The sequence below is a fragment of the Virgisporangium aurantiacum genome (assembly GCF_016863635.1).
Taxonomy (GTDB): Bacteria; Actinomycetota; Actinomycetes; order Mycobacteriales; family Micromonosporaceae; genus Virgisporangium; species Virgisporangium aurantiacum.
The window spans coordinates 52,577-74,853 of record NZ_BOPG01000064.1 but is presented as its reverse complement, the minus strand read 5'-3'; the positions used below and the strand labels follow the sequence as shown (position 1 = coordinate 74,853).

At 73.3% G+C, this 22,277-nt stretch carries 17 protein-coding genes; 12 read left to right on the top strand and 5 right to left on the bottom strand.

The genetic code is table 11. The features are described from left to right. Window positions 1-16: 16 nt before the first annotated feature. Both Vau01_RS43610 and Vau01_RS43605 read right to left on the bottom strand, forming a co-directional pair. Window positions 17-1,417, bottom strand: coding sequence for an amidase (locus Vau01_RS43610; RefSeq protein WP_204006028.1), 1,401 nt, complete (start codon window positions 1,415-1,417; stop codon window positions 17-19). Between the two features lie 18 nt (window positions 1,418-1,435). Beyond that, window positions 1,436-1,816, bottom strand: coding sequence for a YybH family protein (locus tag Vau01_RS43605; protein ID WP_204006026.1), 381 nt, complete (start codon window positions 1,814-1,816; stop codon window positions 1,436-1,438). A gap of 89 nt (window positions 1,817-1,905) precedes the next feature. Here Vau01_RS43605 and Vau01_RS43600 point away from each other — a divergent pair, with 89 nt between their 5' ends. Beyond that, a complete protein-coding gene (locus tag Vau01_RS43600; RefSeq protein ID WP_204006025.1) occupies window positions 1,906-2,562 on the top strand; it encodes a TetR/AcrR family transcriptional regulator in 657 nt (218 codons plus the stop codon). A gap of 10 nt (window positions 2,563-2,572) precedes the next feature. Here the strand turns inward: Vau01_RS43600 and Vau01_RS43595 are convergent, their stop codons facing one another. Genes Vau01_RS43595 through Vau01_RS43585 form a run of 3 tightly spaced genes read right to left on the bottom strand, consistent with a single transcriptional unit; the run spans window position 2,573 to window position 5,622 of the window. Then, window positions 2,573-3,589, bottom strand: coding sequence for a methyltransferase (locus Vau01_RS43595; RefSeq protein WP_204006024.1), 1,017 nt, complete (start codon window positions 3,587-3,589; stop codon window positions 2,573-2,575). Then, a complete protein-coding gene (gene rox / locus Vau01_RS43590; RefSeq protein WP_204006023.1) occupies window positions 3,586-5,022 on the bottom strand; it encodes a rifampin monooxygenase in 1,437 nt (478 codons plus the stop codon). Before rox ends, Vau01_RS43595 begins: the two co-directional genes overlap by 4 nt. A 27-nt stretch (window positions 5,023-5,049) precedes the next feature. Beyond that, window positions 5,050-5,622, bottom strand: coding sequence for a hypothetical protein (locus Vau01_RS43585; RefSeq protein ID WP_204006022.1), 573 nt, complete (start codon window positions 5,620-5,622; stop codon window positions 5,050-5,052). Window positions 5,623-5,686: 64 nt separating this feature from the next. Here Vau01_RS43585 and Vau01_RS43580 point away from each other — a divergent pair, with 64 nt between their 5' ends. From Vau01_RS43580 to Vau01_RS43530, 11 genes are all read left to right on the top strand, one after another. Beyond that, a complete protein-coding gene (locus Vau01_RS43580) occupies window positions 5,687-8,941 on the top strand; it encodes an AfsR/SARP family transcriptional regulator (RefSeq protein ID WP_204006021.1) in 3,255 nt (1,084 codons plus the stop codon). Beyond that, complete coding sequence (locus Vau01_RS43575; protein ID WP_204006020.1) at window positions 8,938-9,675, top strand: helix-turn-helix domain-containing protein; 738 nt, start codon at window positions 8,938-8,940, stop codon at window positions 9,673-9,675. The genes Vau01_RS43580 and Vau01_RS43575 overlap by 4 nt, the downstream gene beginning before the upstream one ends. Beyond that, window positions 9,668-10,864 carry a cytochrome P450 gene (locus Vau01_RS43570; RefSeq protein ID WP_204006019.1) on the top strand — a complete coding sequence of 399 codons (1,197 nt, stop codon included), beginning with the start codon at window positions 9,668-9,670 and terminating at the stop codon, window positions 10,862-10,864. Before Vau01_RS43575 ends, Vau01_RS43570 begins: the two co-directional genes overlap by 8 nt. 66 nt (window positions 10,865-10,930) lie before the next feature. Further along, window positions 10,931-11,989, top strand: coding sequence for a helix-turn-helix transcriptional regulator (locus tag Vau01_RS43565; protein WP_204006017.1), 1,059 nt, complete (start codon window positions 10,931-10,933; stop codon window positions 11,987-11,989). Continuing rightward, window positions 11,986-12,519 (top strand): hypothetical protein, encoded by a 534-nt coding sequence (locus Vau01_RS43560; protein WP_204006015.1) that lies wholly within the window; start codon window positions 11,986-11,988, stop codon window positions 12,517-12,519. The genes Vau01_RS43565 and Vau01_RS43560 overlap by 4 nt, the downstream gene beginning before the upstream one ends. After that, window positions 12,489-14,246: an AfsR/SARP family transcriptional regulator gene (locus Vau01_RS43555; protein ID WP_204006013.1), complete on the top strand. Its 1,758-nt coding sequence runs from the start codon at window positions 12,489-12,491 to the stop codon at window positions 14,244-14,246. Before Vau01_RS43560 ends, Vau01_RS43555 begins: the two co-directional genes overlap by 31 nt. A gap of 100 nt (window positions 14,247-14,346) precedes the next feature. Continuing rightward, window positions 14,347-14,667 carry an STAS domain-containing protein gene (locus tag Vau01_RS43550; RefSeq protein WP_204006011.1) on the top strand — a complete coding sequence of 107 codons (321 nt, stop codon included), beginning with the start codon at window positions 14,347-14,349 and terminating at the stop codon, window positions 14,665-14,667. Next, complete coding sequence (locus Vau01_RS43545; RefSeq protein WP_204006009.1) at window positions 14,667-16,547, top strand: PP2C family protein-serine/threonine phosphatase; 1,881 nt, start codon at window positions 14,667-14,669, stop codon at window positions 16,545-16,547. The genes Vau01_RS43550 and Vau01_RS43545 overlap by 1 nt, the downstream gene beginning before the upstream one ends. Next, the gene (locus tag Vau01_RS43540; RefSeq protein ID WP_204006007.1) at window positions 16,540-16,938 is read left to right on the top strand and encodes an ATP-binding protein; all 399 of its coding nucleotides are present in this window, start codon (window positions 16,540-16,542) and stop codon (window positions 16,936-16,938) included. Before Vau01_RS43545 ends, Vau01_RS43540 begins: the two co-directional genes overlap by 8 nt. 158 nt (window positions 16,939-17,096) lie before the next feature. Further along, on the top strand, window positions 17,097-20,939 hold the full coding sequence (locus Vau01_RS43535) for a Pls/PosA family non-ribosomal peptide synthetase (protein WP_204006005.1): 3,843 nt from the start codon (window positions 17,097-17,099) through the stop codon (window positions 20,937-20,939). Then, window positions 20,936-22,276, top strand: coding sequence for a M1 family metallopeptidase (locus Vau01_RS43530; protein WP_204006003.1), 1,341 nt, complete (start codon window positions 20,936-20,938; stop codon window positions 22,274-22,276). The genes Vau01_RS43535 and Vau01_RS43530 overlap by 4 nt, the downstream gene beginning before the upstream one ends. The last annotated feature ends 1 nt before the right edge of the window (window position 22,277 follow it).

Here is a 22,277-nt window from a genome sequence, read left to right as displayed (position 1 = left end):
CCGGCCCTCGGAAGGGTCAGGCCGGTGGCGGATGATCCCTGACCCAGTTCGTCTGCTCCTCGTAGGCCCGGGCCAGTTGCAGCACCTCGGTGTCGGCCCAGGGGCGGCCGACGAGTTGGATGCCGGCGGGCAGGCCCCGGTCGTCGAAACCGGCCGGCATGCCGAGCGCGGGCATGCCGGTCATCGACCAGGGTGCCACCGTCTCCATCCAGCGGTGGTAGCTGTCCATGGGACGACCGTCGATGTCGGCGGGCCAGTGTGTGGTGATGGGAAACGGGAAGACCTGGGTGCTCGGCGCGACGACGAAGTCGTACGTGTCGAGGAAGCGCACGGCGGCGTCGTACCACTCGGTGCGCGTCACCTCCGCCCGGGCCACGTCGAGCGCGCTCAGCCGCAGGCCGTTTTCGATCTCCCAGATGATCTCGGGTTTCAACTCGGCCCGGGTGACCGGGTCGGCGTAGAGGTCGTGTGCCTTCAGCATTCCCCACCAGCGCCAGGTCAGCACCGTGGACCAGATCCGTTCCGGCGGGTAGTCGGGCACGGCCTCCTCCACGTGGCAGCCGAGATCCTCGAAGACCCGCAACGCCCGTCGGCACACGTCGAGCAGACCCGGTTCGGTGGCCAGGTGGCCGCCGAGGTCGCCGACCCAGGCGATCCGGGTGCCGCGCCAGGAACCCCCGGGTGGCGGCAGCGGCGCGAAGGTTCCGGTGCTCAGCGGGGCGCTGTCGTCGGGACCGGCCAGCACGGACAGCAGCGCCGCCACGTCGTCGACCGTGCGTCCCATCGGACCCACCACCGACGGATGCGCCACGAACCCCGCCGTGGGGACGCGACCGAACGACGGCCGGAAACCGAGCACATTGCAGAACGCGGCGGGGTTGCGCAGGGAACCGAGGTAGTCGCTGCCGTCGGCGACGGGCAGCAGCCGCAACGCGAGGGCGGCGGCGGCACCGCCGCTGCTGCCGCCGGCCGTGCGGCCGGTGTCGTACGGCGTGGCCGTCGCCCCGTACACCCGGTTGTAGGTCTGCGAGCCGAGGCCGAACTCGGGAACGTTGGTCTTTCCCACGACGATCGCGCCGGCATCCCTGATCCGCCGCACGAACAGATCGTCGACGTCGGCCACCCGCCGCGCGTGGAGCGGGGAGCCCTCCGTCCACAGTAGACCTTCGGCGGCGGCCAGGTCCTTCACCGCGAACGGAAACCCGTGCAACCACCCGAGCCGCTCCCCGCGCGCGAGCTGGTCGTCGCGGGCCGCCGCCGCGCGCATCAGCACCTCGGGCTCGCGCAGCGCGACGATCGCGTTCACCCGCGGGTTCAACGCCTCGATCCGTGCCAGGTAGGCGCTCATCACCTCGACGCAGGACACCTGCCGGCGACGGATGTTCTCCGCCAGCTCGACGGCGCTGAACCACGGCATGCGAAGCAGGATAGGGCGTCACCCCACCGGTGTCGTCTGGGCCAGGGCGATCTTCCATCCGTCGGGTTCCCGCACGGCGGTGAACGTCAGGCTGCCCGTGGTCGGCAGTGCCGGACCGCCGGCGCGCTCGTCGGTGACGTGCTTGGCGCAACTGACCAGTGCGACGTCGGGCCCGACGAGGCGGATGTCCTCGACCTCCAGCCGCGTGAACACGTTGGCCAGCGGGCTCCGCAGCGCGGCCGTCATCGCGTCGCGCAGCGCGTCGCGGCCCAGCACGCGTCGCCCGGCGATGTTCACCACCACCGCGTCGCGGTGATGCAGCGCGACGAACTCGTCGACGTCGCTCTGGTGCCGATCGGCCGCGCTCACGAGGTCCCGTAAAGCTCTTTGATCGTCCATCGTCTCTCCTCGGCTAATGCGGAGCGATTCGCTCCGCATCCAGAGACTACGTGCGGAGCAGATCGCTCCGCAAGCGTTAGACTTCCGACGTGACCGAGCCCACCAGGCGCCATCACCGCGCGGCCGAGGCCGAGGCCAACGACCGCGCGTTACTCGACGCCGCCCGCACGGTCGTCGCCGTCGACGGCGCGCACGCGTCCGTCGCCGCGATCGCCGCGCAGGCCGGCGTGGGCATTGGCAGCCTCTACCGGCGGTACCCGACCAAGGAGGCGCTCTTCCAGCGGCTGGTCGACACCGGCCTCGACCGCTGGCTCGCCGCGGCCGAGGCGGGCCTCGCGCACGACGACCCGTGGGACGGGCTCGCCCACTACGTGCGTGCGGGCATCGACATCGGCCAGGGCGGCCTCGGCGCCATCGCCGGCACCGTCGAGATCACCCCGGAGCTCGCGGCGAAGAACCGGCGCACCGACACCGCCGTCGACGCGCTGATCGCGCGGGCACACGCCGCCGGCGTCCTGCGTACCGACGTCACCCGGGCCGACCTGCACCTGCTCATCGAGCAGCTCACGAAGTCACCCCTGATCGACCAACTCCGCCGGCAGCGCCGCGACGACCTCGTCGACGCGGCGGTCCGGGCCCGCGCCCGCATCACCGCCATCACCCTCGACGGCCTACGGCCCGGCGCACCCCGTCCCCTCCCCCACGATCCCCCCGACGACACCCTGCTCACGGCCCGGTGGGAGTGACCAGTCCCGATCAGGGTGCCGGCACGGCTTCGATGATGGAGATCTCCGTCGTGGTGGGTAGGACGCGGGTCAGGTGGAGGCCGGCCTCGCGCAGCAGGGTCTCGTACTCGTCGCGGGTGCGTTCCTGGCCGCCGGGTCCGACGAGCATGTTGAGGTCGGAGAACGCCGCCGGCAGGTCGGTGGCCGGATGGGGCGGCCCGGTGAGTACCCGTTCGAGGACCAGCAGCACCGAATCGGGTCGCATGGCGTGGCGGCAGACGCGGGCGATGGCCAGGGCTTCCTGGTCGGGCCAGTCGTGCAGGATCGATTTCAGCACGTAGGCGTCGGCGCCGGGCGGGACCGCCGTGAAGAGGTCGCCGGCGTGGACCTCGCAGCGGTCGGCGACCCCGGCGGCGGCGAGCAGGGCCGGTGCGGCGGCGACGACGTGGGGCTGGTCGAGCAGGTGGCCGCGCAGCCGCGGGTGGCGGGTCAGCAGCGTGGCGAGCAGGGCGCCGTTCCCCCCGCCGATGTCGGCGACGGTGGTGAGGGCACCGAAGTCGTACGCCTCGACGGCGGCCTCCGCGACGGGGCGGGACAGGGCCGCCATGGCCAGGTCGAAGGCGGCGCCCTCGGCGGGGTTGCCGGCGCGGTAGTCCCAGACGCCCTCGCCGTGCACGGACGCGAACGCGTTCCCGCCGGTGCGGACGCTGTGCCCGAGCGCGCCCCACGCCTGCCACATCGACGGAGCGCCGGCGAAGGCGGCCCAGTCGCGCAGTCCGCCGGCGCGCAGCTCCGCGCCGAGCGGGGTGCAGGCGAAGCGTCCGTCCGCCGCCTGCTCGTAGACGCCGGCCGTGGCGAGGGCGCGCAGCAGCCGGTGCAGGGAGCCCGGGTGGCAGCCGGTGACCGCGGCCAGCTCGGCGGCGGTTCGCGGACCGTCGGCGAGGTGGTCGGACAGGCCCAGCACCGCCGCGACGTGCAGGGCCTGCGAGATCCGGAACCCGTTGATCAGACCGAGAAGGTGGCGGCGGGGATCGGCGCTCTCGCTCATGGGAAGGATCGTCGCAGACCCTCGGCGGGCCGGCCGAACCAGCGGGAGAGGTGGCCGTCCAGGTCCCGCTGATCGTCGCCGACCCAGGCGACGTGGCCGTCGGGGCGCAGCAGCACGCACGGGACGTCCAGTGCCGCGGCGGGGTCCGCCAGCTGGTCGACGCGGTCGGACCAGCCGCCGACGGTCAGGCGTCCGGTGCGGTCCAGCAACAGGCCGCGGCCGCGGTGCAGCAGATCGTAGAGGCGGCCCTGGGTCACGTCGATGTCGCGCAGGCGGCGGCCGAGCAGGTCCGGGCCCGCGCCGAAGTCGTAGCGGATGTCGATCGCGGTGATCTTCCCGATCAGGTAGCGGTTCACCTCGTCGAGGTCCATCAGCTCGGTGAGCAGCCGGCGCACGGCCCGCGGGCCCGGTTCGGCGGAGGACAGTTCCATCTGGGCGCGGGTGTTGTCCAGCACGTCCTCGGCGACCGGGTGCCGTTCGGCGTGGTAGGTGTCCAGCAGCGTTTCCGGCGCCCAGCCGCGGACCTGTGCGGCCAGTTTCCAGCCGAGGTTGACCGCGTCCTGGACGCCCAGGTTGAGGCCCTGCCCGCCGGTGGGTGGATGGATGTGGGCCGCGTCGCCGGCCAGCAGCACCCGCCCGACCCGGTAACGGTCGACCAGCCGGGTGGCGTCACCGAAGCGGGACAACCACCGCGGCGAGTGCACACCGAAATCGGTTCCGGCGACGGCGCGCAACCGGTGCCGGAAATCCTCGATGGTGGGCGGTTCCGCGCGGTCGCCGACTCCGGCGGCGGGTACCACGACGCTGTAGACGCCGACGCCCACGGGCCTGAGCCACCACCGCTTGGTGAATCCGGTCACCGCGGCGGCGATCTCCTCCGGCGGCACACCCACTTCCATCTCGCCCATCAGCGTCTCGGTCTGCGCGGGTTCGCCGGGAAAGTCGACGCCGAGCAGCTTGCGGACCGTACTGCGCGCGCCGTCACAGCCGACGAGATACCGCGAACGCAGCCGCTCCCCGTCTTCCAGTTCGACGGTCACGCCGTCGTCGTCCTGCGCGAAGCCGACCACCGCACAGCCGCGCCGGACCCGCGCCCCCAGCTCGATCGCGTGTTCTTCGAGCAGGCGGACGATGACCGGCTGCGGGACGCCCAGCAGGTAGGCGTGCGCGGAATCCAGGTCCGCCGGCGCGGGCTTGTCGATGGCGGCGAAGAAGCCGCCGGCCGGGCGCCGTCGCCCGTGTTCGAGGACGCGATCCAGCAGCCCGCGCATCGCCATCAGCTCGATGCTGCGGATGTGCAGACCGACGATGCGGGCGTACGACACCGGCTCGGTGTCCTTCTCCAGGACGAGTACCCGCACGTCGTGCAGCCGCAGTTCGGCGGCCAGCATCGCGCCGGCCGGCCCGCAGCCGGCGATTGTCACGTCGAACATGTGTTGCCTCTCGGGAGTGCCTTTGGTTCAACCGACCCGCTGAACGGCCATCGACCAGGTGCCGTCGGTGCGGATGAACAGGTGGCACGGGCCGGGCAGGCGGAACGCGTGGCGGGCCGACTCGGAACTGACGACCGGCCAGTCGACGTCGCGCGCCGCGACGGACCCGGCGGGCAGCAGGTGGACGTGGATCGAGTCGGTGTCGAGCTCGTCCACCGCCTTGACATAGTCGACGAACGCGTCGCCGGCCGCGCCGTCGTAGGCCAGCACGTCGCAGCCCGTCCGGGTCACGGTCGACCCGTCGAGCGGCGACGCCGACCCGATGTCGTGCACGCGCACGGTCCACGCGCCCTTCGCCTTGACGACGAGCCGCGACGGCCGTCCACTGTGGAGGAACGCCCACGCGCGTCCGGCGGATCCCCGGTCGTACGTCTGCAGGAGCGGGTCGCCGATCAGCTCGCGCCGCGCCTTGGCGGTGACCGACAGGAAGGCATCGCCCGGCTGCTCGGCTTCCACGATCACCGGCCCCGCCGGCACCGCGAACTCGAGCGGAATCACCGTCTTGCCCGCGCTTCCGTGCCGCTCCAGGAGTAGACCCATGGACACAACCTACTGTGGGTTCACTCCGGCTTCGCGCTCGGCGGGATGACCGTAGGCTTGCGGAATGCTCGCGATCGATGTGCTCGGACCGCTGACCGTGTCGGTCGACGGCCGCCCGCTCGCGGTGTCGTCGGCGAAGTTGCGGGTGTTGTTGGTGGTGCTGGCGATGGACGCCGGGTCGCCGGTGCCGGTCGACCGGTTGGTCGACGCGTTGTGGGGCGACGACGACCTGCCGAACAACGCGCGTCGCAGCGTGCAGCTCTACGTCACCCGGCTGCGGAACCTGCTGCCCCGTGGATCGATCAGCACAGAATCGGCGGGTTACCGGCTGCGCGTCGAGGCGGAACGGGTCGACGCGCTGAGGTTCATCCGGCGCCTGGACTCGGCCGCCCGGGCGCCCGATGTCGACACCGAGCGCCGCCGGCTGGCGGAGGCGTTGGGGTGGTGGCGGGGTGATCCGTTCGGCGACGTGTCGTCGGCTCGGCTCGCGGGCCTGCGGGCACCGCTGGTCGAGCGGTATCTCGCCGCGGTGGAGCGGGACATCGACCTGGATCTTCTCGACGGTCGGCACGGTGACGTGGTTCCCCGGTTGTCGGAACTGACCGCGTCGCATCCGTTGCGGGAGTCGTTGTGGGTGCGGCTGCTGACCGCGCTGGACCGGTGCGGCCGGCAGGCGGAGGCGCTGCTGGCCTACGACACGATCCGGCGGCGCCTGGCCGACGAGCTCGGTGTCGACCCCGGCCCCGAACTGCAGAAGATCTACGCCGGTCTGCTGGGCGGGCCGCCGCCGCAGCACCGGTCGGCGCGGGTCGCGGTCGTGCCGCGCCAGTTGCCGGCCGACATTCCCGGTTTCACCGGTCGGGCCGGCGTCCTGACGGCATTGGACACCCTGATCGCCAAGGGCGCCGACCACGACGACCGGCCGGCGACCAACGCCGTGGTGATCGCCTCGATCGCGGGCATGGCCGGCATCGGCAAGACCGCGCTGGCCGTCCACTGGGCGCACCGGGTCGCCGGCGACTTCGAGGACGGGCAGCTCTACGTCAACCTGCAGGGATACGCGCAGGGTGGGTCGCCGCTGGAGCCGGCGCGGGCGCTGGCCGCGCTGCTGGGGGCGCTGGGACTGGCGCCCGGCGAGGTCCCCACCGAGGTCGAGACCGCCGCGGCGTTGTACCGGTCGATGCTGGCCGGCCGGCGGACGCTCGTGCTGCTGGACAACGCGGGCAGCGCCGAACAGGTCCGCCCGCTGCTGCCCGGCAGCCCCACCTGCGCGGCGCTCATCACCAGCCGCGACCGGCTCAGCGGGCTGGTCGCCACCCACGGCGTCCGCCGGCTGACCCTCGACGTGCTCACCCCCGACGAGGGGTTGGCCCTGCTCGAACAACTGCTCGGTGCCGGCCGGATCGCCGCCGAGCGCGCGTCGGCCGGCGAACTGGTGGAGACGTGCGCGCGCCTGCCGCTGGCGTTGCGGATCGCCGCCGCGAACCTCGCGAACCAACCCGGGCAGAGCATCGCCGGATACCTCGCCGACCTGACCGCCGACGACCGGCTGAGCCGCCTCGCCGTCGCCGGCGAACCGCACCTGGCCGTGCAGGTCGCGTTCGACGCGTCCTACCAGCGGCTGCCACCGGTCACCCGGCGGGTGTTCCGGCTGCTGGGTTGCGTGCCGGGTCCCGACGTGGGCGTGCCGGCGACCGCCGCGCTGGCGGAGCTGCCACCGGAAACCGCGGCCGGGTTGCTGGACGAGTTGATGGCCGCGCACCTGGTCGAGTCGCGCGGGGTGGGGCGGTTCGGCCTGCACGACCTGCTGCGGCGGTACGCCCGCGAACGCGTCGAGCGGGACGACGGTCCGGCGGAGGCTGCCGCCGCCGTCGCCCGGCTGGTCGGGTGGTACCTGCGGGGAACCGACGCCGCCGCCGGCCGGCTGTACCCGGACATGTCGCGCCTGCCCGTACCGGCGTCGCCCGCCGGTCCTCCGGTCACGTTCGACAGTGACGCCGAGGCCATCGCCTGGCTCGACGTCGAGCGGGCCAGCCTGGTCGCCGCCGTCCGGCAGGCCGCCGAACACGGATCGCGGCCGGCGGCCTGGCTGCTCGCCGACGCGCTGCGCGGCTACTTCTGGTTGCGCCGGCACTGCACCGACTGGCTGGTGACCGCCCACGCCGGCCTCGCCGCCGCGACCGACGCCGGCGACCACCGCGCGCGGGCCGCCGCCCGGCTCAGCCTCGGCACCGCACACCATGCGATGGGCCGCCACCCGGAGGCGATCCGGCACTACACCGCCGCCCACGACCTGGCCGCGCAGGCCGGCTGGAGCGACGGACAGGCCACCAGTCTCGGCAATCTCGGCGGTCTCCACTCGGAGCGGGGCGACTTCCGGGCGGCCGCCGACTACCACGCCCGGTCGCTGGCGCTGGCCCGGCAGACCGGCCGGTTCGCCGGGGAAGCCACCGGGCTGCTCAACCTCGGCGTCCTGCTCAACGCCATGGGGCGGCAGCGGGAGTCCATCGAACACTTCGATCGGGCCTCGGCCCTGTACCGGCGGATCGGCTCGCGCGACGGTGAGGCCCTCGTCCTCTGCAATCTCGGCTTCGCCTACCGCGAGCTGGGCCGGCTCGACACCGCCCACCGGCACCTCACCCGGTCGCTGGCCGTCATGCGCGAACTCGGTGACCGCTACGGCGAGACACACTCCGCGCGTGGCCTGGCCGTCGTCCACCGCGATGCGGGCCGCCACGCCGAGGCGTTGGAGTTCGCCGAAGCGGCGGCGGCGCTGGCCACCGAGACGGGCGACCGCAACGGGGAGTTGAAGTCCTGGGTCACCCTGGCCGGCGTCCATCTGGCCGCCGATCGCGCCGGGCCGGCGGCCGAGTGGTACCGGCGGGCACTCGACGTGGGCCGGGAGATCGGCGCCTCCATCACCGTGGTGACCGCGGAGATCGGGCTCGCCGAGGTCGACCGGCACACCGGTCGGTTCGCCGACGCCGCCGGCCACGCCCGCGAGGCACTCGCGCTGGCGGCCCGCGCCGGCCTCCGGTTGCTGGAGGGCCGGGCCCACACCTCACTCGCCGCCGCCCTCCGCGCCCTCGACCGGCCCGACCAGGCACTCGACCACGCACAGCGGGCGCTGGACGTGCACCGCGAGACCGAGTTCCGCCTGGGCGAGGCCCACACCCTGCACCTGCTCGGATCCCTTGCCCACGACGCCGGTGACCCCGCCGCCGCCGTGCGGCACTGGCAGGACGCCCTCGACCTGTTCACCGACATCGGCAGCCCCGACGCCGCCGCGGTCCGCGAACTGGTGGACGCGAACACGTGACCGCGTTGCCGGTGCCCGCCGACCTGGCCCACGTGGTGGCCGCGGCCTGGGTCCTCGACGGCGACGTGGTACCGAGAGGGTTGCCGCAGCCCGCCGTCGACCTGCTCGTCATGCCCGACGGCGTGGGCCGGTTGGCCGGGCCGGAGACACGTCGCCGGCAGGGGGCGCTGCCCACGGGTGGACCACTGGTCGGGGTGCGCCTGCGACCGGGCACGGTCACCGGGCTGTTCGGAATCGGGGCCGACGAAGTGCCGCTGGCGGGTTCGCCGGTGGAGATCGGGCCGCTGGGCGGGTCGGTGACCGAGCGGCTGGCCGGCGCGCTGGCGTCGGTACGCGCGCGGGCCGGGCGGCTCCGCGTCGACGACCGGGTGCGCGCCGTCCTCGCGGCCATGCACGCCGCGCCCGGTGTGCCGGTGGAAACGCACGCCGCCGGCGTCGGGTTGTCGGAGCGGCAGCTCCGGCGGCGGTTCGTCGTGGCCGTCGGGCTGCGGCCCAAGACGTACGCGCGGGTGGTCAGGTTGCACCGTGCGCTCGCCGCCGCCCGCGCCGCGGTCGCCCGGGGTGAGCGTCCGGACTGGGCCGACATCGCCGTGCGCAGCGGCTGCTACGACCAGTCACACCTGCTCGCCGAGTTCCGCCACGCGATCGGGGCGCCGCCGAGCGCGTTGCTGCCGGGCGTCCGATATTTCCAAGACCGTGACCGGTCGGCGCTTCGACACTCGGCGCATGGCTGATGACGTCGTCGGGGAGATCCTGGACTGGTACCGCGAGACCGCCCACGCCGGCCTCGCCGGTGACGGGGTGCGTTTCGTCGAACCGCCGGGCTTCTGGGTGGTGCACGGCCACGCCGACGTGAACCGCGTACTCACCGACCATCCGGTGTTCTCCTCCGACGAACTGCGCCACAGCGCGCAACCCGTGCCGCACCACGAGAACCCGCTTCTCCACAGCCTGTCGGCGATCGACCCGCCCCGGCACCACCTGCTACGCCGGCTCGTCAGCCGGGCCTTCACGCCCCGGGCGATCCGGTCACTGCTCCCCTCGATCGCGGACACCGTGCGGGCCCAACTGTCCGATGTGGACGGTGAGCTGGACGTGATCGGCCAACTCGGCGTGCCGGTGCCGGTGCACACCATCGCCGCGCTGCTCGGAGTCGACGCGGACCGGCAGGCGGACTTCGTCCGGTGGGCCGGGGCCATCACCTCGTTCGCCGGCTCCTTCACCCGGGATCCGGTGCGGCGGGCCGCTTTCCGCACCGCCCACGCCGAACTGGCCGGGTACTTCCGGGACGTGTTCGCCGAACGCCGCAGCCGGCCCCGGGGCGACGTCATCGACACCCTGCTGGCCGCCGAACCGGACGGCAGTCGGCTGTCCGACGAGGAGCTGCTCGACTTCTGCACGTTGCTGCTCATCAACGGCCACGAGACCACCGGGACCCTGCTGGTCAACATCGCGTTGTGCCTGGCGGCCCACCCGGACGCACTGGCCCGGCTGCGCGCCGATCCCGGCCTGGTGCCCGGCGCCGTCGAGGAGGTGCTCCGGTTCCTGCCCCCGACCGGCGGCGCCGACCGCTTCACCACCGGCCCGACGACCATCGCCGGACACGCGATCGGCGCCGGCCAACGGGTCGTCGCCATGATGGTCTCGGCCAACCGCGACCCCCGGATTTTCACCGACCCGGACGACTTCCGGCCCGACCGGACGCCCAACGAACACCTCTCCTTCGGCCACGGCGTGCACTTCTGTCTCGGCGCGCACCTGGCCCGCCACGAGGCCGCGATCGCGCTGCGCGAACTGCTCCACCGGGTCCCCGGAACGTGGTCGGTGAGCCGCATCGCGACCCGCCGCACCCCGGTCGGCATCGACGTGACCGATCTGGCCCTGGCCGGTCGCCGGGCGGTTCTGCAGGATCCTGCAATCTGATCTCCGGTGCGCTTGCGTCGGTCGGGAACGCTGTGTTGAGGTCGCGATCGACGCATGGGGGAGCGGATGACTTCGTTCGAATGGCCGCAGACCTGCGCACCGGTGCCGTCGCTGGTGCGCTGGGGGTTGTCGCCGGATGCCGATCTCGTCTACCGGGCGCTCGCGGCGGCCGGGCCGCAGACCGGCCGGTGGCTGGCGCACGATCTCGGTCTGGCACCACGACGGGTCGAGGCGGCGACCGAGGAACTGCTTGCGGTGGACGCCGTGCGCGGCGCCGCCGTACGACCGGCCGGCGGGCGCACCGAGTGGGGGTGGCGCGTCGCACCGGTCGACGGCGTCGTCGGGGCGCTGCGTCGGCGCCACCGCCGTCGTCCCACGCCGCGCGACGACGTCCGGCGCCATCACGCGCTGATCGCCGGCATGGTCGCCCAGGGCGACGATCCCGACGGCCGGCACCTCCGCGTGCACACCGGAGCCGCGGCGATCCGGTCGCGGATCGCCCACCTCGTGGACGCCGAGCGGATCGAGCACCTGGTCCTCAACCCCGAACGCGCCTTCTCCCCCGCCGTGGCCGCCGCCGCGCTTCCGTTGGACCGCAAGCAGATCGAGCGGGGCATACAGGTGCGCAACTGCGGCGTGCCCGCACCCGACGGCGACCGGAGCTCGGCCGCCGTGCTGCGGCTCGCGCGCCCCGGTGGCGAGTACCGCGAGCGCGACGACATCCCGGCGAAGTTGATGGTCTTCGACCGCCGGGTGGCGCTGTTGCCGTCCGATCCGCTGAACCTGTCGGCCGGCGCGGTGGAGTTCGACCAGCCGTCGGTGGTGGCGGCGACGGTGGCGCTGTTCGAACAGGTCTGGTCCACGGCCCGCGATCCGCGGAAGGGAGGCGTGCCGCCGATCGTGTTGACGACACGGGAGCAGGCAATCGTGGCGCTACTGGCGGAGGGCCAGACGGATCCGGTCGTCGCCCGGAACCTGGGCATCAGCGAGCGGACGATCGCGTACACGCTGCGCGCGCTCATGGATCGGCTGGGGGTGGAGAACCGGTTCCAACTCGGGCTGGTGCTCGGCGCCGCACACGCGGTCACTCCCCCGGTCGACGAACCGAGAACGGGGGAAGAATGAACAAGCTCCTGGTGACGGTCCTGGTAGCGGCGAGCCTGGCGGTGGTGCCACCCGCCGCGCGGGCGACTCCGGTCGACCTCGCCGTCTGGCCCGGCTACGGGTGCCCGGCCGGCGCGCTGGACCCGGCGTCCCTACGCTCGGAACCGATGCCGGACAGCCACGCCCTGTTGGTGCTCGACGGCCGGCTCGAGTGTGGACTTCCGGACGGACTGAGCCAGTTCGGCGTCGGCGTCCTCACGCCCGGCGACCGCTACGCCGTCATGTATCCGTCGATGCTCCAGCGGTACGCGCCGACGGCGCCGACGGTCTTCCACACGTCGGTTCCGGTGCAACGCGGCAAGCGGAAGGCGTGGTGCCTCTTCACCTCGTCGCGGATCCTGCTGTCGTGCGCCACGGTCACGGTCGCCATCGACGGCACGGCGACGGCGGAACCGCTCGACCCCGCACAGTGGCCGATCGGTGCCATCAACCCGCCGGGCAACGGCCACCCGCAGCCGCAGTGCAACACCTGCTGGTCCTCCCAGCTCTGATGGGTGCCGCGTCGATCGGGGTGCTGGGACCGCTTCAGGTGGTGGTGGACGGGCGGCCCGTCGCCCTGACGGCCCGCCGGTTGCGGACGTTGCTGACCGCGTTGGCGCTCTCGGCGGGTGAGCCGGTTTCGCTCGATCGCCTGGCGACGGTGGTGTGGGGGGAAAGCCCGCCGATGGACGCACGCCGCGCGGTGCAACTGTACGTGGCGCGGCTGCGGCGCCTGCTCGGCCGGAACCTGATCCGGGCGGCTCCCGGTGGATACGTGCTGAGGGTCGAGCCGGATCAGGTCGACGCGCTGCGCTTCGTCCGGCTCCTCGGCCGGCGGGTCGCCGTCGCCGACCCGGACGCGGAGCGGTCGTTGCTGGCGGAGGCGCTGGACCTGTGGCGGGGTGAGGCGTTCGCCGACGCCCGGTCGACCTGGCTCGACGACGTGGAGGCGACCCGGCTCACCGACCTCCGGTTGGCGGCCCTGGAGCGGCGCATCGAACTCGACCTGGCGTTGCGGGCACCGGTGGACCTGGTCGCCGAACTCCAGGACCTCACCGCGCGGTTCCCGTTGCGGGAACGGTTCTGGGAACAGTTGATGACCACGCTGCACCGGGCCGGCCGGCGGGCCGACGCCCTCGCCGTGTACCAGCGGCTGCACCGGTTGCTCGTCGACGAGGTGGGTATCGAACCGGGCCCGTCCGTCCAGGCCGTGCAGGCGCGGATCCTGAGTGAGGACGCGGCACCACGCGGCGTCAACCAACTCCCGCCGGCCGTGCCGGACCTCACCGGCCGCGACACGGAACTGTCCATAGTGGACCGGCTGCTGGCCGCCGCCGACACCGCCGCGCATCCCGTTCTGGTACAGGTCACCGGGCCGCCCGGCGCCGGTAAGAGCGCCCTGGCCGTCACCGCGGCGCAGCGGGCCCGCGGCCACTTCCCAGACGGCCAGTTGTACGCCTCGCTGCGGGGCGCGGGCGCCGATCCCCTCGACGTCCTCGACGCGTTCCTGCGCGCGCTCGACGCCGACCGGATTCCCGACACCCTCTCCGCACGCAGCTCGCTGTTCCGGAGCCTGGTTACCGGTCGGCGATTGCTGATCCTGCTCGACGACGCCACCTCCGAGCGTCAGGTCCACCCGCTCCTCCCCGCGCACCCGGGGTGTGCCGTGGTCATCATCAGCCGGATCCTGCTGCCCGGGCTCGAATGCATGGACTACCTACGCCTGGACGCCCTGCGGGCCGACAAGGCGCTCGAACTCTTCGGCCGCATCGTCGGCCCCGCCCGCGCGGCGGCCGACTCCGACACGTCACGCGAAATCGTCGAACTCTGCGACCGGCTGCCACTCGCCATCCGCACCGCCGGAGCCCGGCTGGCGGGCCGGCCACACTGGCCGTTGCACGCACTGGCCAGCCGGCTCCGCGACGACCACCGCCGCCTCGACGAACTGGCCGCCGGTGACCTCGCCGTCCGCACCAGCATCACCACGACCTACACCGGACTACCCGACCCGATCCGGCTCGCGTTCCGCCGCCTGGGAATGTTCGGCTGGAAGGAGTTCGACGCGGCACTGCTCGCGACCCTGCTCGACGTCACCCCGTGCCGGGCCGAACACCTCGCCGAACGCCTGGTCGACGCTCAACTGCTCGACACCACCACCCGCGCCGACGGCCAGATCCGCTACCAAATCCACGACCTGGTGCGGCTGCACGCCCGCGAGCAGACCGAAGGGACCCGATGACACCGGCGTGGTAACTCCGTCGGCCGATTCCCGGGTCTCGGCGGGCGGCGTAGCATCAGCCGGTACAGCGGGTGGGGGTTCGACGATGACCATCGTTTCCATGGATTCCGACGTCAACAACGGTGTGCTCGATGTGGTGCTGGGTGGCGAACTCGATTTCACCAATGTCTCGCACATCGCGGCCGGAGTCCGAGAGGCGATCAGTGTCCGGCGGCCGGCGATGGTGCGGGTCGACCTGGCCGCGGTCACCTTTCTCGACTCCTCCGGCATCGGTGCTCTGGTACAGGTGATGCGCGCCGCCGACGAGATCTCCGCGGGCTTCCGGGTCGAGAATCCCACGAGTTATGTTCTCGACCAGCTCGATTGCGCGGGTCTCCTGGAGGTCTTCGGCCTGTCGCCGGACCGGCGTGACGACGGCTGATGGAAGCGAACCACGGATACCTGCAGCGCCTGATCGAACTCGACGTCAAAATCGACCAGGCGCGTCTGAGCCCGGACCTGCAGTGCGAGCGGGCGGCGGGGCTGCTGGCCGGGCGGATCGGTTGCCGGATCGACGAGGCACACGCTCATCTGCGGCTGCGCGCCACGCAGCAGGGTTCGGACATCAGCGCCGTGGCGGCCGCGGTGATCGCCGCGTTGGAGACGACGCAACTGACCCCGTCGCGGCGGCTCTACAAGGTCGCGGACGAGGCGCTCCTGCACGCGGCTCCCCGCGTCCCGGCCGTCCGACGCCCCCAGCGCCCGTCGCGCGTCGACTCCGATCCGGGCGAGTGGGCGGGCATCGTCCAGCAGATCTTCGAAACCGTGCCGGGCGACCACATCATGGTCACGCCGATGCGGGATCTCTCCGGCCGGATCGACGACTTCGAGCTGACCTCGGTCAGCCCGACGGTCGTGGACCTCTCCGGCCGGACCGGTCCGCAACTGATCGGGCGACGGGTCAGCGAAATCTATCCGACCGTCGTCGGCGGGCCGGTGTGGCACGCCTGGGTCGATTCCCTGGCCGACGGCGAGGCGCGGACGGTCGGCCCCGTTCCCTACGTGCACCCGGACGAGCAGCGCTCGTCCGAGCACCTGCTGACGGTCCGGATTCAACCCGCCGGCCCGGGGCTGATCAACACGTGGATCCGCCAGGACGCGCAGACCCGGCAGGCCGAGCGCATCGCGCAGACCGAACGCCTCGGCCATCTCGGCTGGGGCGAGTGGGACCTCGTCACCGACGCCACCACGTGGTCCGATGGCATGTACCACATCTACGAGCGCGACCCCGCCGACGGACCGCTGCCCCGCGCGGAGTCCGAGGCGCTCGGACTGCCGGAGGACGAGGCGTTGCGCCGCCACGCCGCCGAAGCGTTCGGCCGCGGTGAAACCATCGACGTGACCACCCGCGTCCGCATCCACGACAAGATCAAGTACCTGCGGGCGGTGGTCGACGCGGTCCGCGACACCGAGGGCCGCCCGGTGAAGATCTACGGGATCATCCAGGACGTCACCGCCCGCGAGACGAGCCGGCTCAAGCTCGCCGAGGTCGAGCGGCAGCTGCTCGAACACCAGGAGAACCTGGCCGCCGAACACCGTCTCGCCGCCGAACTGCAGCAGATCGTGCTGCCCATCCCGGACGCGCCGATCGACCTTCCGGGGCTGCGCGCCGCCGTGCGCTACCTGCCCGCCGAACAGGCGAGCCGGGTCGGCGGGGACTGGTACCACGCCGCGGTCGCCGACGACGGCAGCGTGATCCTCGCCGTCGGTGACGTCGCCGGCCACGGGGTGCAGGCCGCCGCCACCATGGCACAACTGCGCCACGCCCTGGCCGCCCTGGCCGCCACCACCACCGGCGACCCGGCCGCGCTCCTGCAGCACCTCAACCAGCTGATCTACAGCAGCGTCCCGCCGGACGCGACCGCCACCGCGGTCGTCGCCCGCTACGACCCCGCGACCCAGAACCTGACCTGGGCGCAGGCCGGACACCCCGCCCCGCTCCTCACCCGCGACGGCGTCACCGTCGAACTCCCCCGACCCCGCGGAACCCTTCTGGGTGCCGTCCGCCGCCCCCGCTACGACACCGCCACGACGACGCTCGGCCCGAACGACCTGCTGCTCCTCTACACCGACGGGCTCATCGAGCACCGGTCACACAGCCTCGCCGACGGACTCGCCGCCGTCGTCGCCGTCCTCGACCGCGTCACCGCGAACCCCAACCGCCGGCCGCTGCAGGACCTGCTCGCCGAACTCCGTCGCGCCAATCCCGACGACGACACGTGCATCCTCGCCGTCCGCCGGCAGAGGCTCAGCCGTGACTGAACCCGGACCCGTCGTCGACCTGCTCAGCTGCGACTTCACCCTGAGCACGCTGCGCGGCACGCGGCACCGGGTCAACCGGCACGCGGAGCGCAACGGCCTGGCCGAGGCGGCGCTGTACCGGTTCGTGGTCGCCGTCAACGAGATCATCACCAACGCCGTCCGGCACGGTGGCGGCGGCGGGCACCTGCGCCTGTGGCGCACCCACGACCGGCTGTGCTGCCGGGTCACCGATCACGGCACCGGCCTCCCCGCCGACTACCGGCCCCACCGCCCCGATCCGCACGACACCAGCGGCCGCGGCCTCTGGCTCGTCCAGCGGACCGTCGACAACCTGACCATCGAAACCCGCCCGGACGGCACCACGGTGACGCTGTCCGTCCATGGCCGGTGAAGCCGCCGGCACCGGGCGAGGTGTGTCAGGCGACACGAGTTCGCCAGGGGAGCCGTCATCCCGCGATTTACTCGCGTAACCTGGAACGCTGCCCCGGGCGGCTGAGTGTCACTCGCCTGGCCGACGTTGACCCGTGAGGTAGAGATGGTGCGCGCCCGGTGACCCTAGCGATCGATTTTCCCGTTGTCCCCGAGGCCCCGGCCGCTCCGGCGGTGTTCCGCTCCCCCTCCGCACCGGTCCGCCGCACGCTGGTCGACATCCTCGACGCGACGGTGCGGGCCCACCCGACCAGCCGCGCGATCGACACCGGCGCCACCACGCTGACCTACCGTGAGCTGGCCGACCGGGTCGAGGCGCTGCGGGCGACGCTGAGCGGGCACGGGATCGGCGTCGGTGACCGGGTCGGCGTCCGGGTCTCCTCCGGCACGGCAGATCTCTACCTGGCGATCCTCGGCGTGCTCGCCGCCGGCGCGGCGTACGTACCGGTGGACGCGGACGACCCCGAGGAGCGCGCCGAGCTGGTCTTCGGCGAGGCGGACGTCTGCGCGGTCATCGGTGACGGGCTGAGCGTGACGCTGCGTGGCACCCCCGGCGGCCGGCCCGGGCGACCGGAACCGGCCGACGACGCCTGGATCATCTTCACGTCCGGGTCCACCGGCACCCCGAAGGGCGTGGCGGTCCCGCACGGCGCGGCGGCCGCGTTCGTCGACGCCGAGGCGCAGCTTTTCCTCGCAGACGATGCCCCGCTCGGGCCGTCCGACCGGGTCCTCGCGGGCCTGTCGGTGGCCTTCGACGCGTCCTGTGAGGAGATGTGGCTCGCCTGGCGGCACGGCGCCTGCCTGGTGCCGGCCGAGCGCTCGCTCGTGCGCAGCGGCGTCGACCTGGGTCCGTGGTTGATCGAGCAGCGCATCACCGTCGTGTCGACGGTGCCGACCCTCGCCGCGCTGTGGCCGGTCGAGGCGCTCGACGACGTCCGCCTGCTGATCTTCGGCGGCGAGGCGTGCCCGCCGGAGCTCGCCGAGCGGCTGGCCGTCGAGGGACGCGAGCTCTGGAACACCTACGGCCCCACCGAGGCGACCGTGGTCGCCTGCGCCGCCCGGATGACCGGCGCGGGTCCGGTGCGCATCGGGCTGCCGCTGGCCGGCTGGGAGCTCGCCGTGGTCGACCCGGCCGGCGTCCCGGTCGCGATGGGCGACACCGGTGAACTGGTCATCGGCGGGGTCGGCCTGGCCCGCTACCTCGACGCGGCGAAGGACGCCGAGAAGTTCGCGCCGCTGCCCGCCCTCGGGTGGCAGCGGGCGTACCGCAGCGGCGACGTGGTACGCGCGGAGCCGGCGGGGCTGCTGTTCCTGGGCCGGAGCGACGAGCAGGTGAAGCTCGGCGGGCGGCGGATCGAGCTGGGCGAGGTGGACGCCGCGCTGCAGGCGCTGCCCGGCGTCGCCGGCGCGGCCGCCGCGGTGAAGCGGACCGCCGCGGGCAACCAGCTGCTGGTCGGCTACGTCGTGCCGCGCGACGGGTTCGACGCCGCCGCGGCCGCGAAACGCATCCGCGAGCAGCTGCCGGCCGCGCTGGTCCCGCTGCTGGCCGAGGTCGACGCGCTTCCGACGCGGACGTCGGGGAAGGTCGACCGGGCGGCCCTGCCCTGGCCCCTGGTCTCCGGCGCGTTCGGCGGCGAAAGCGGCGAAAGCGCCGCGTTGACCGCGACGCAGGAGTGGCTCGCCGCCGGGTGGGAGGAGATCCTCGGCGTGCGCCCGTCCGCCGCGGACGCGGACTTCTTCAGCAGCGGCGGCAGCAGCCTGGGCGCGGCGCAGCTGGTGGCGTGGGTCCGGCGGAAGCACCCGCAGATGTCGGTGAGCGACGTCTACCAGCACCCCCGGCTGGCCCAGATGGCGGCGGTGCTCGACGCGCTGGACCCGACCGCGACGGTCCGTCGCGAGGTCCGGCCCACTCCCCTGCGCGCCGGGCTGGTCCAGGGCGTCCTGATGCTGCCGATGCTCGGGCTCGTCGGGCTGCGCTGGATCACCGTCCTGGCGGCGCTGGGGAACGTCCTGCTGCCCTGGGCACCGCGGGTCTCCTGGTGGTGGATCGCGGCGGGCTGGGTGCTGCTGTTCAGCCCGCCCGGGCGGATCGCGGTGGCGGCCGCCGGGGCGCGGCTGCTCCTGCGCGGCGTGCGTCCGGGCGATCACCCGCGGGGCGGCAGTGTCCACCTCCGGCTGTGGGCGGCCGAGCGGCTCGCCGAGCTGACCGGCGCCACCGGCGTCGCCGGAGCGGGCTGGATGATCACGTACGCGCGGGCCCTCGGCGCGCAGATCGGCCCGGACGTGGACCTGCACTCCGCGCCGCCGGTCACCGGCCTGCTGAAGCTCGGCCGCGGCGCGGCGGTCGCGCCCGAGGTCGACCTGTCCGGCTACTGGGTCGACGGCGACGTCGTCCGGATCGGCGCGCTGCGGGTCGGCGCGGGCAGCCGGGTCGGTGCCCGGAGCACGCTCATGCCCGGCGCCCGGATCGGCAAGGGCGCGAAGATCGCCGCCGGGTCCACCGTCACCGGTGCGGTGCCGGCGAACCAGCGCTGGGCCGGCTCACCGGCCGTGCCCGCCGCCAAGGACCCGACCGCCTGGCCGGCGCAGCGTCCGGAGCGGCGGGCCCGCGCCTGGGTGGCCGCCTACAGCCTGACCGCCCAGGTGCTGGGGCTGCTGCCCGTGGTGGCGGTGCTGCCGGCCCTCGCGCTGCTGGCCCGGCCGACCCCGGGTGCCGCGCTGCTCATGGTCCCGGCGGCGGGCGTCGCCTACTTCGTCACCTATGCACTGCTCGTCCTGGTGGCGGTCCGGCTGCTCGGCATCGGTCTGCGGGCCGGCTTCCACCCGGTGCGCGGGCGGGTGGCGTGGCAGGTGTGGACGACCGAGCGCCTGATGGGGATGGCCCGGTCCGCGCTCTTCCCGATGTACGCCAGCCTGTTCACGCCGGTGTGGTTGCGGCTGCTGGGTGCGAAGGTCGGCCGCGACGTGGAGGCGTCCACCGTGCTCGCGCTGCCGGCGATGACGACGGTCGACGACGGGGCGTTCCTCGCCGACGACACGATGGTCGCCACGTACGAGCTGAGCCACGGGTGGCTGCGGGTGGCTCCGGTCCGGATCGGCAAGCGGGCGTTCCTCGGCAACTCGGGCATGGCGGCGCCCGGCCGGTCGGTGCCCAAGCGGACCCTGGTGGGGGTGCTCTCGTCCGCGCCGCGCAAGGCGAAGAAGGGCTCGTCGTGGCTCGGCGCGCCGCCGATGGCGCTCCGCCGCACCGCCGAGACGGCCGACACCAGCCGCACCTACCAACCGCCGCTGCGGCTCAAGCTGGCGCGGGCCGCGATCGAGCTGTGCCGGATCGTCCCGGTGATGCTCGCCGGCGCGCTGGCGGTCCTCGTCCTCGCCACGCTCGCACGGGTCTGGCAGGCCGCCGGCGGCTGGGCGGCCGCGCTCACCGCCGGTCCCCTGTTGCTTTTCGCGGCGATCCTCGCCGCGCTCACCGCGACGGCCGCGAAATGGCTGCTGGTGGGCCGGTTCCGGGCCACCCACCGGGCTTTGTGGACGTCGTTCGTCTGGCGCAACGAGCTCGCCGACACGTTCGTCGAGGTGCTCGCCGCGCCGTGGCTGTTCCGCTTCGCCACCGGTACGCCCATGCTGAGCATGTGGCTGCGGACGCTCGGCGCGAAGATCGGCCGGGGTGCGTGGCTGGAGACCCTCTGGCTACCGGAGTACGACCTGGTTCGGCTCGGGCCGGGCGCCACCGTCAACCGGGGGTGCGTGGTGCAGACCCACCTGTTCCATGATCGGATCATGAGCATGGACCGGGTGACCCTGGGCGCGGGCGCCACGCTGGGTCCGCACGGGATCGTCCTGCCGGGCGCGAGCATCGGCGCGGGCACCACCGTGGGGCCGGGTTCGCTGGTCACCCGCGGTGACGCGGTGCCCGGCGACAGCAGATGGCTCGGCAACCCGATCGCGAACTGGGCATGACCGCGGGGGTCGGGCCGCTCGGCGCCACACCCGGCGCCGACCACTCGACCGACTCGTACCTGCCCGCGCACGGCAACGGCGGGTACCGCGTGCTGCACTACGACCTCGACCTCGACTACCGGGTCCCCACGAACCGGCTCGCCGGGAAGGCCGTCGTCACGGCGCGGGCGATGCACTCGCTGTCCCGGTTCAGCCTCGATCTCGGCTCGTTCCGGGTTCAGGACGTCCGGGTGGACGGCCGGTCGGCGAAGTTCGCCCACCGGTCCGGCAAGCTCCGGGTCAGACCGGAGCGGCCGATCGCCTACGGGACCGCGTTCAAGATCGAAATTCGGTACGCCGGGACCCCGGTGCCCATCCCGGGCCGGTGGGGCGACATCGGCTGGGACGAGCTGACCGACGGAGCGCTGGTGGCCAGCCAGCCGAACGGGGCGCCGTCCTGGTTCCCCTGCAACGACCGGCCCGCCGACAAGGCCACGTTCCTGGTGACGCTGACCGCCGCGGCGCCGTACTCCGTGGTGGTCACCGGCGACCTGGTCTCCCTGCGGCGCGGCTCGGGCACCCGGACCTGGGTGTACGAACGGAACGAGCCGACCGCCCCGTACCTCATGAGCGTCCAGATCGGCCGGTACGAGTTGGTCGACCTCGCCACCGGCGGGGTGACCCAGCGGGCCGCGGTCCCGCGCCGGCTACGGCCCCTCTTCGGCCACGACTTCGCCCGGCAGGGCGAGATCATGGCGGTCTTCGAGGAGGTGCTCGGGCCGTACCCGTTCCGGGAGTACGTCGTCGTGGTCGCCGACGACGACCTGGACGACCCGATCGAGGCGCAGGGCATGGCCGTCTTCGGCCGCAACCACCTCGACGGGCGGCGCACCCACGAGCGGCTGGTCGCCCACGAACTGGCCCACCAGTGGTTCGGCAACAGCCTCACGGTCGCCGACTGGCGGCACATCTGGCTCAACGAGGGCTTCGCCACCTACGCGGAATGGCTGTGGTCGGCGGTGTCCGGCGGCCCGTCGGCGGACGTCCTCGCCGCCCGCTGGCACGCCCGCCTCGCGACGGAACCGGCGACCATCGTCATCGCGGACCCGGGTGTCGACCGCATGTTCGATCCGACGGTCTACAAGCGCGGCGCGTTGACGCTGCACGCCCTCCGCACGAGGGTGGGTGACGCGGCGTTCTTCACGCTGCTGCGCTCGTGGGTCGCCGAACACCAGCACGGCACGGTGACGACCGACGGGTTCCGCGAGCACGTCCGGCGCTTCGCCTCCGTCGACGGTCTCCTCACCGCGTGGCTGGACCGGCCGGAGCTGCCCGCGCTGCCGGTGTTCGGCCTCTGAA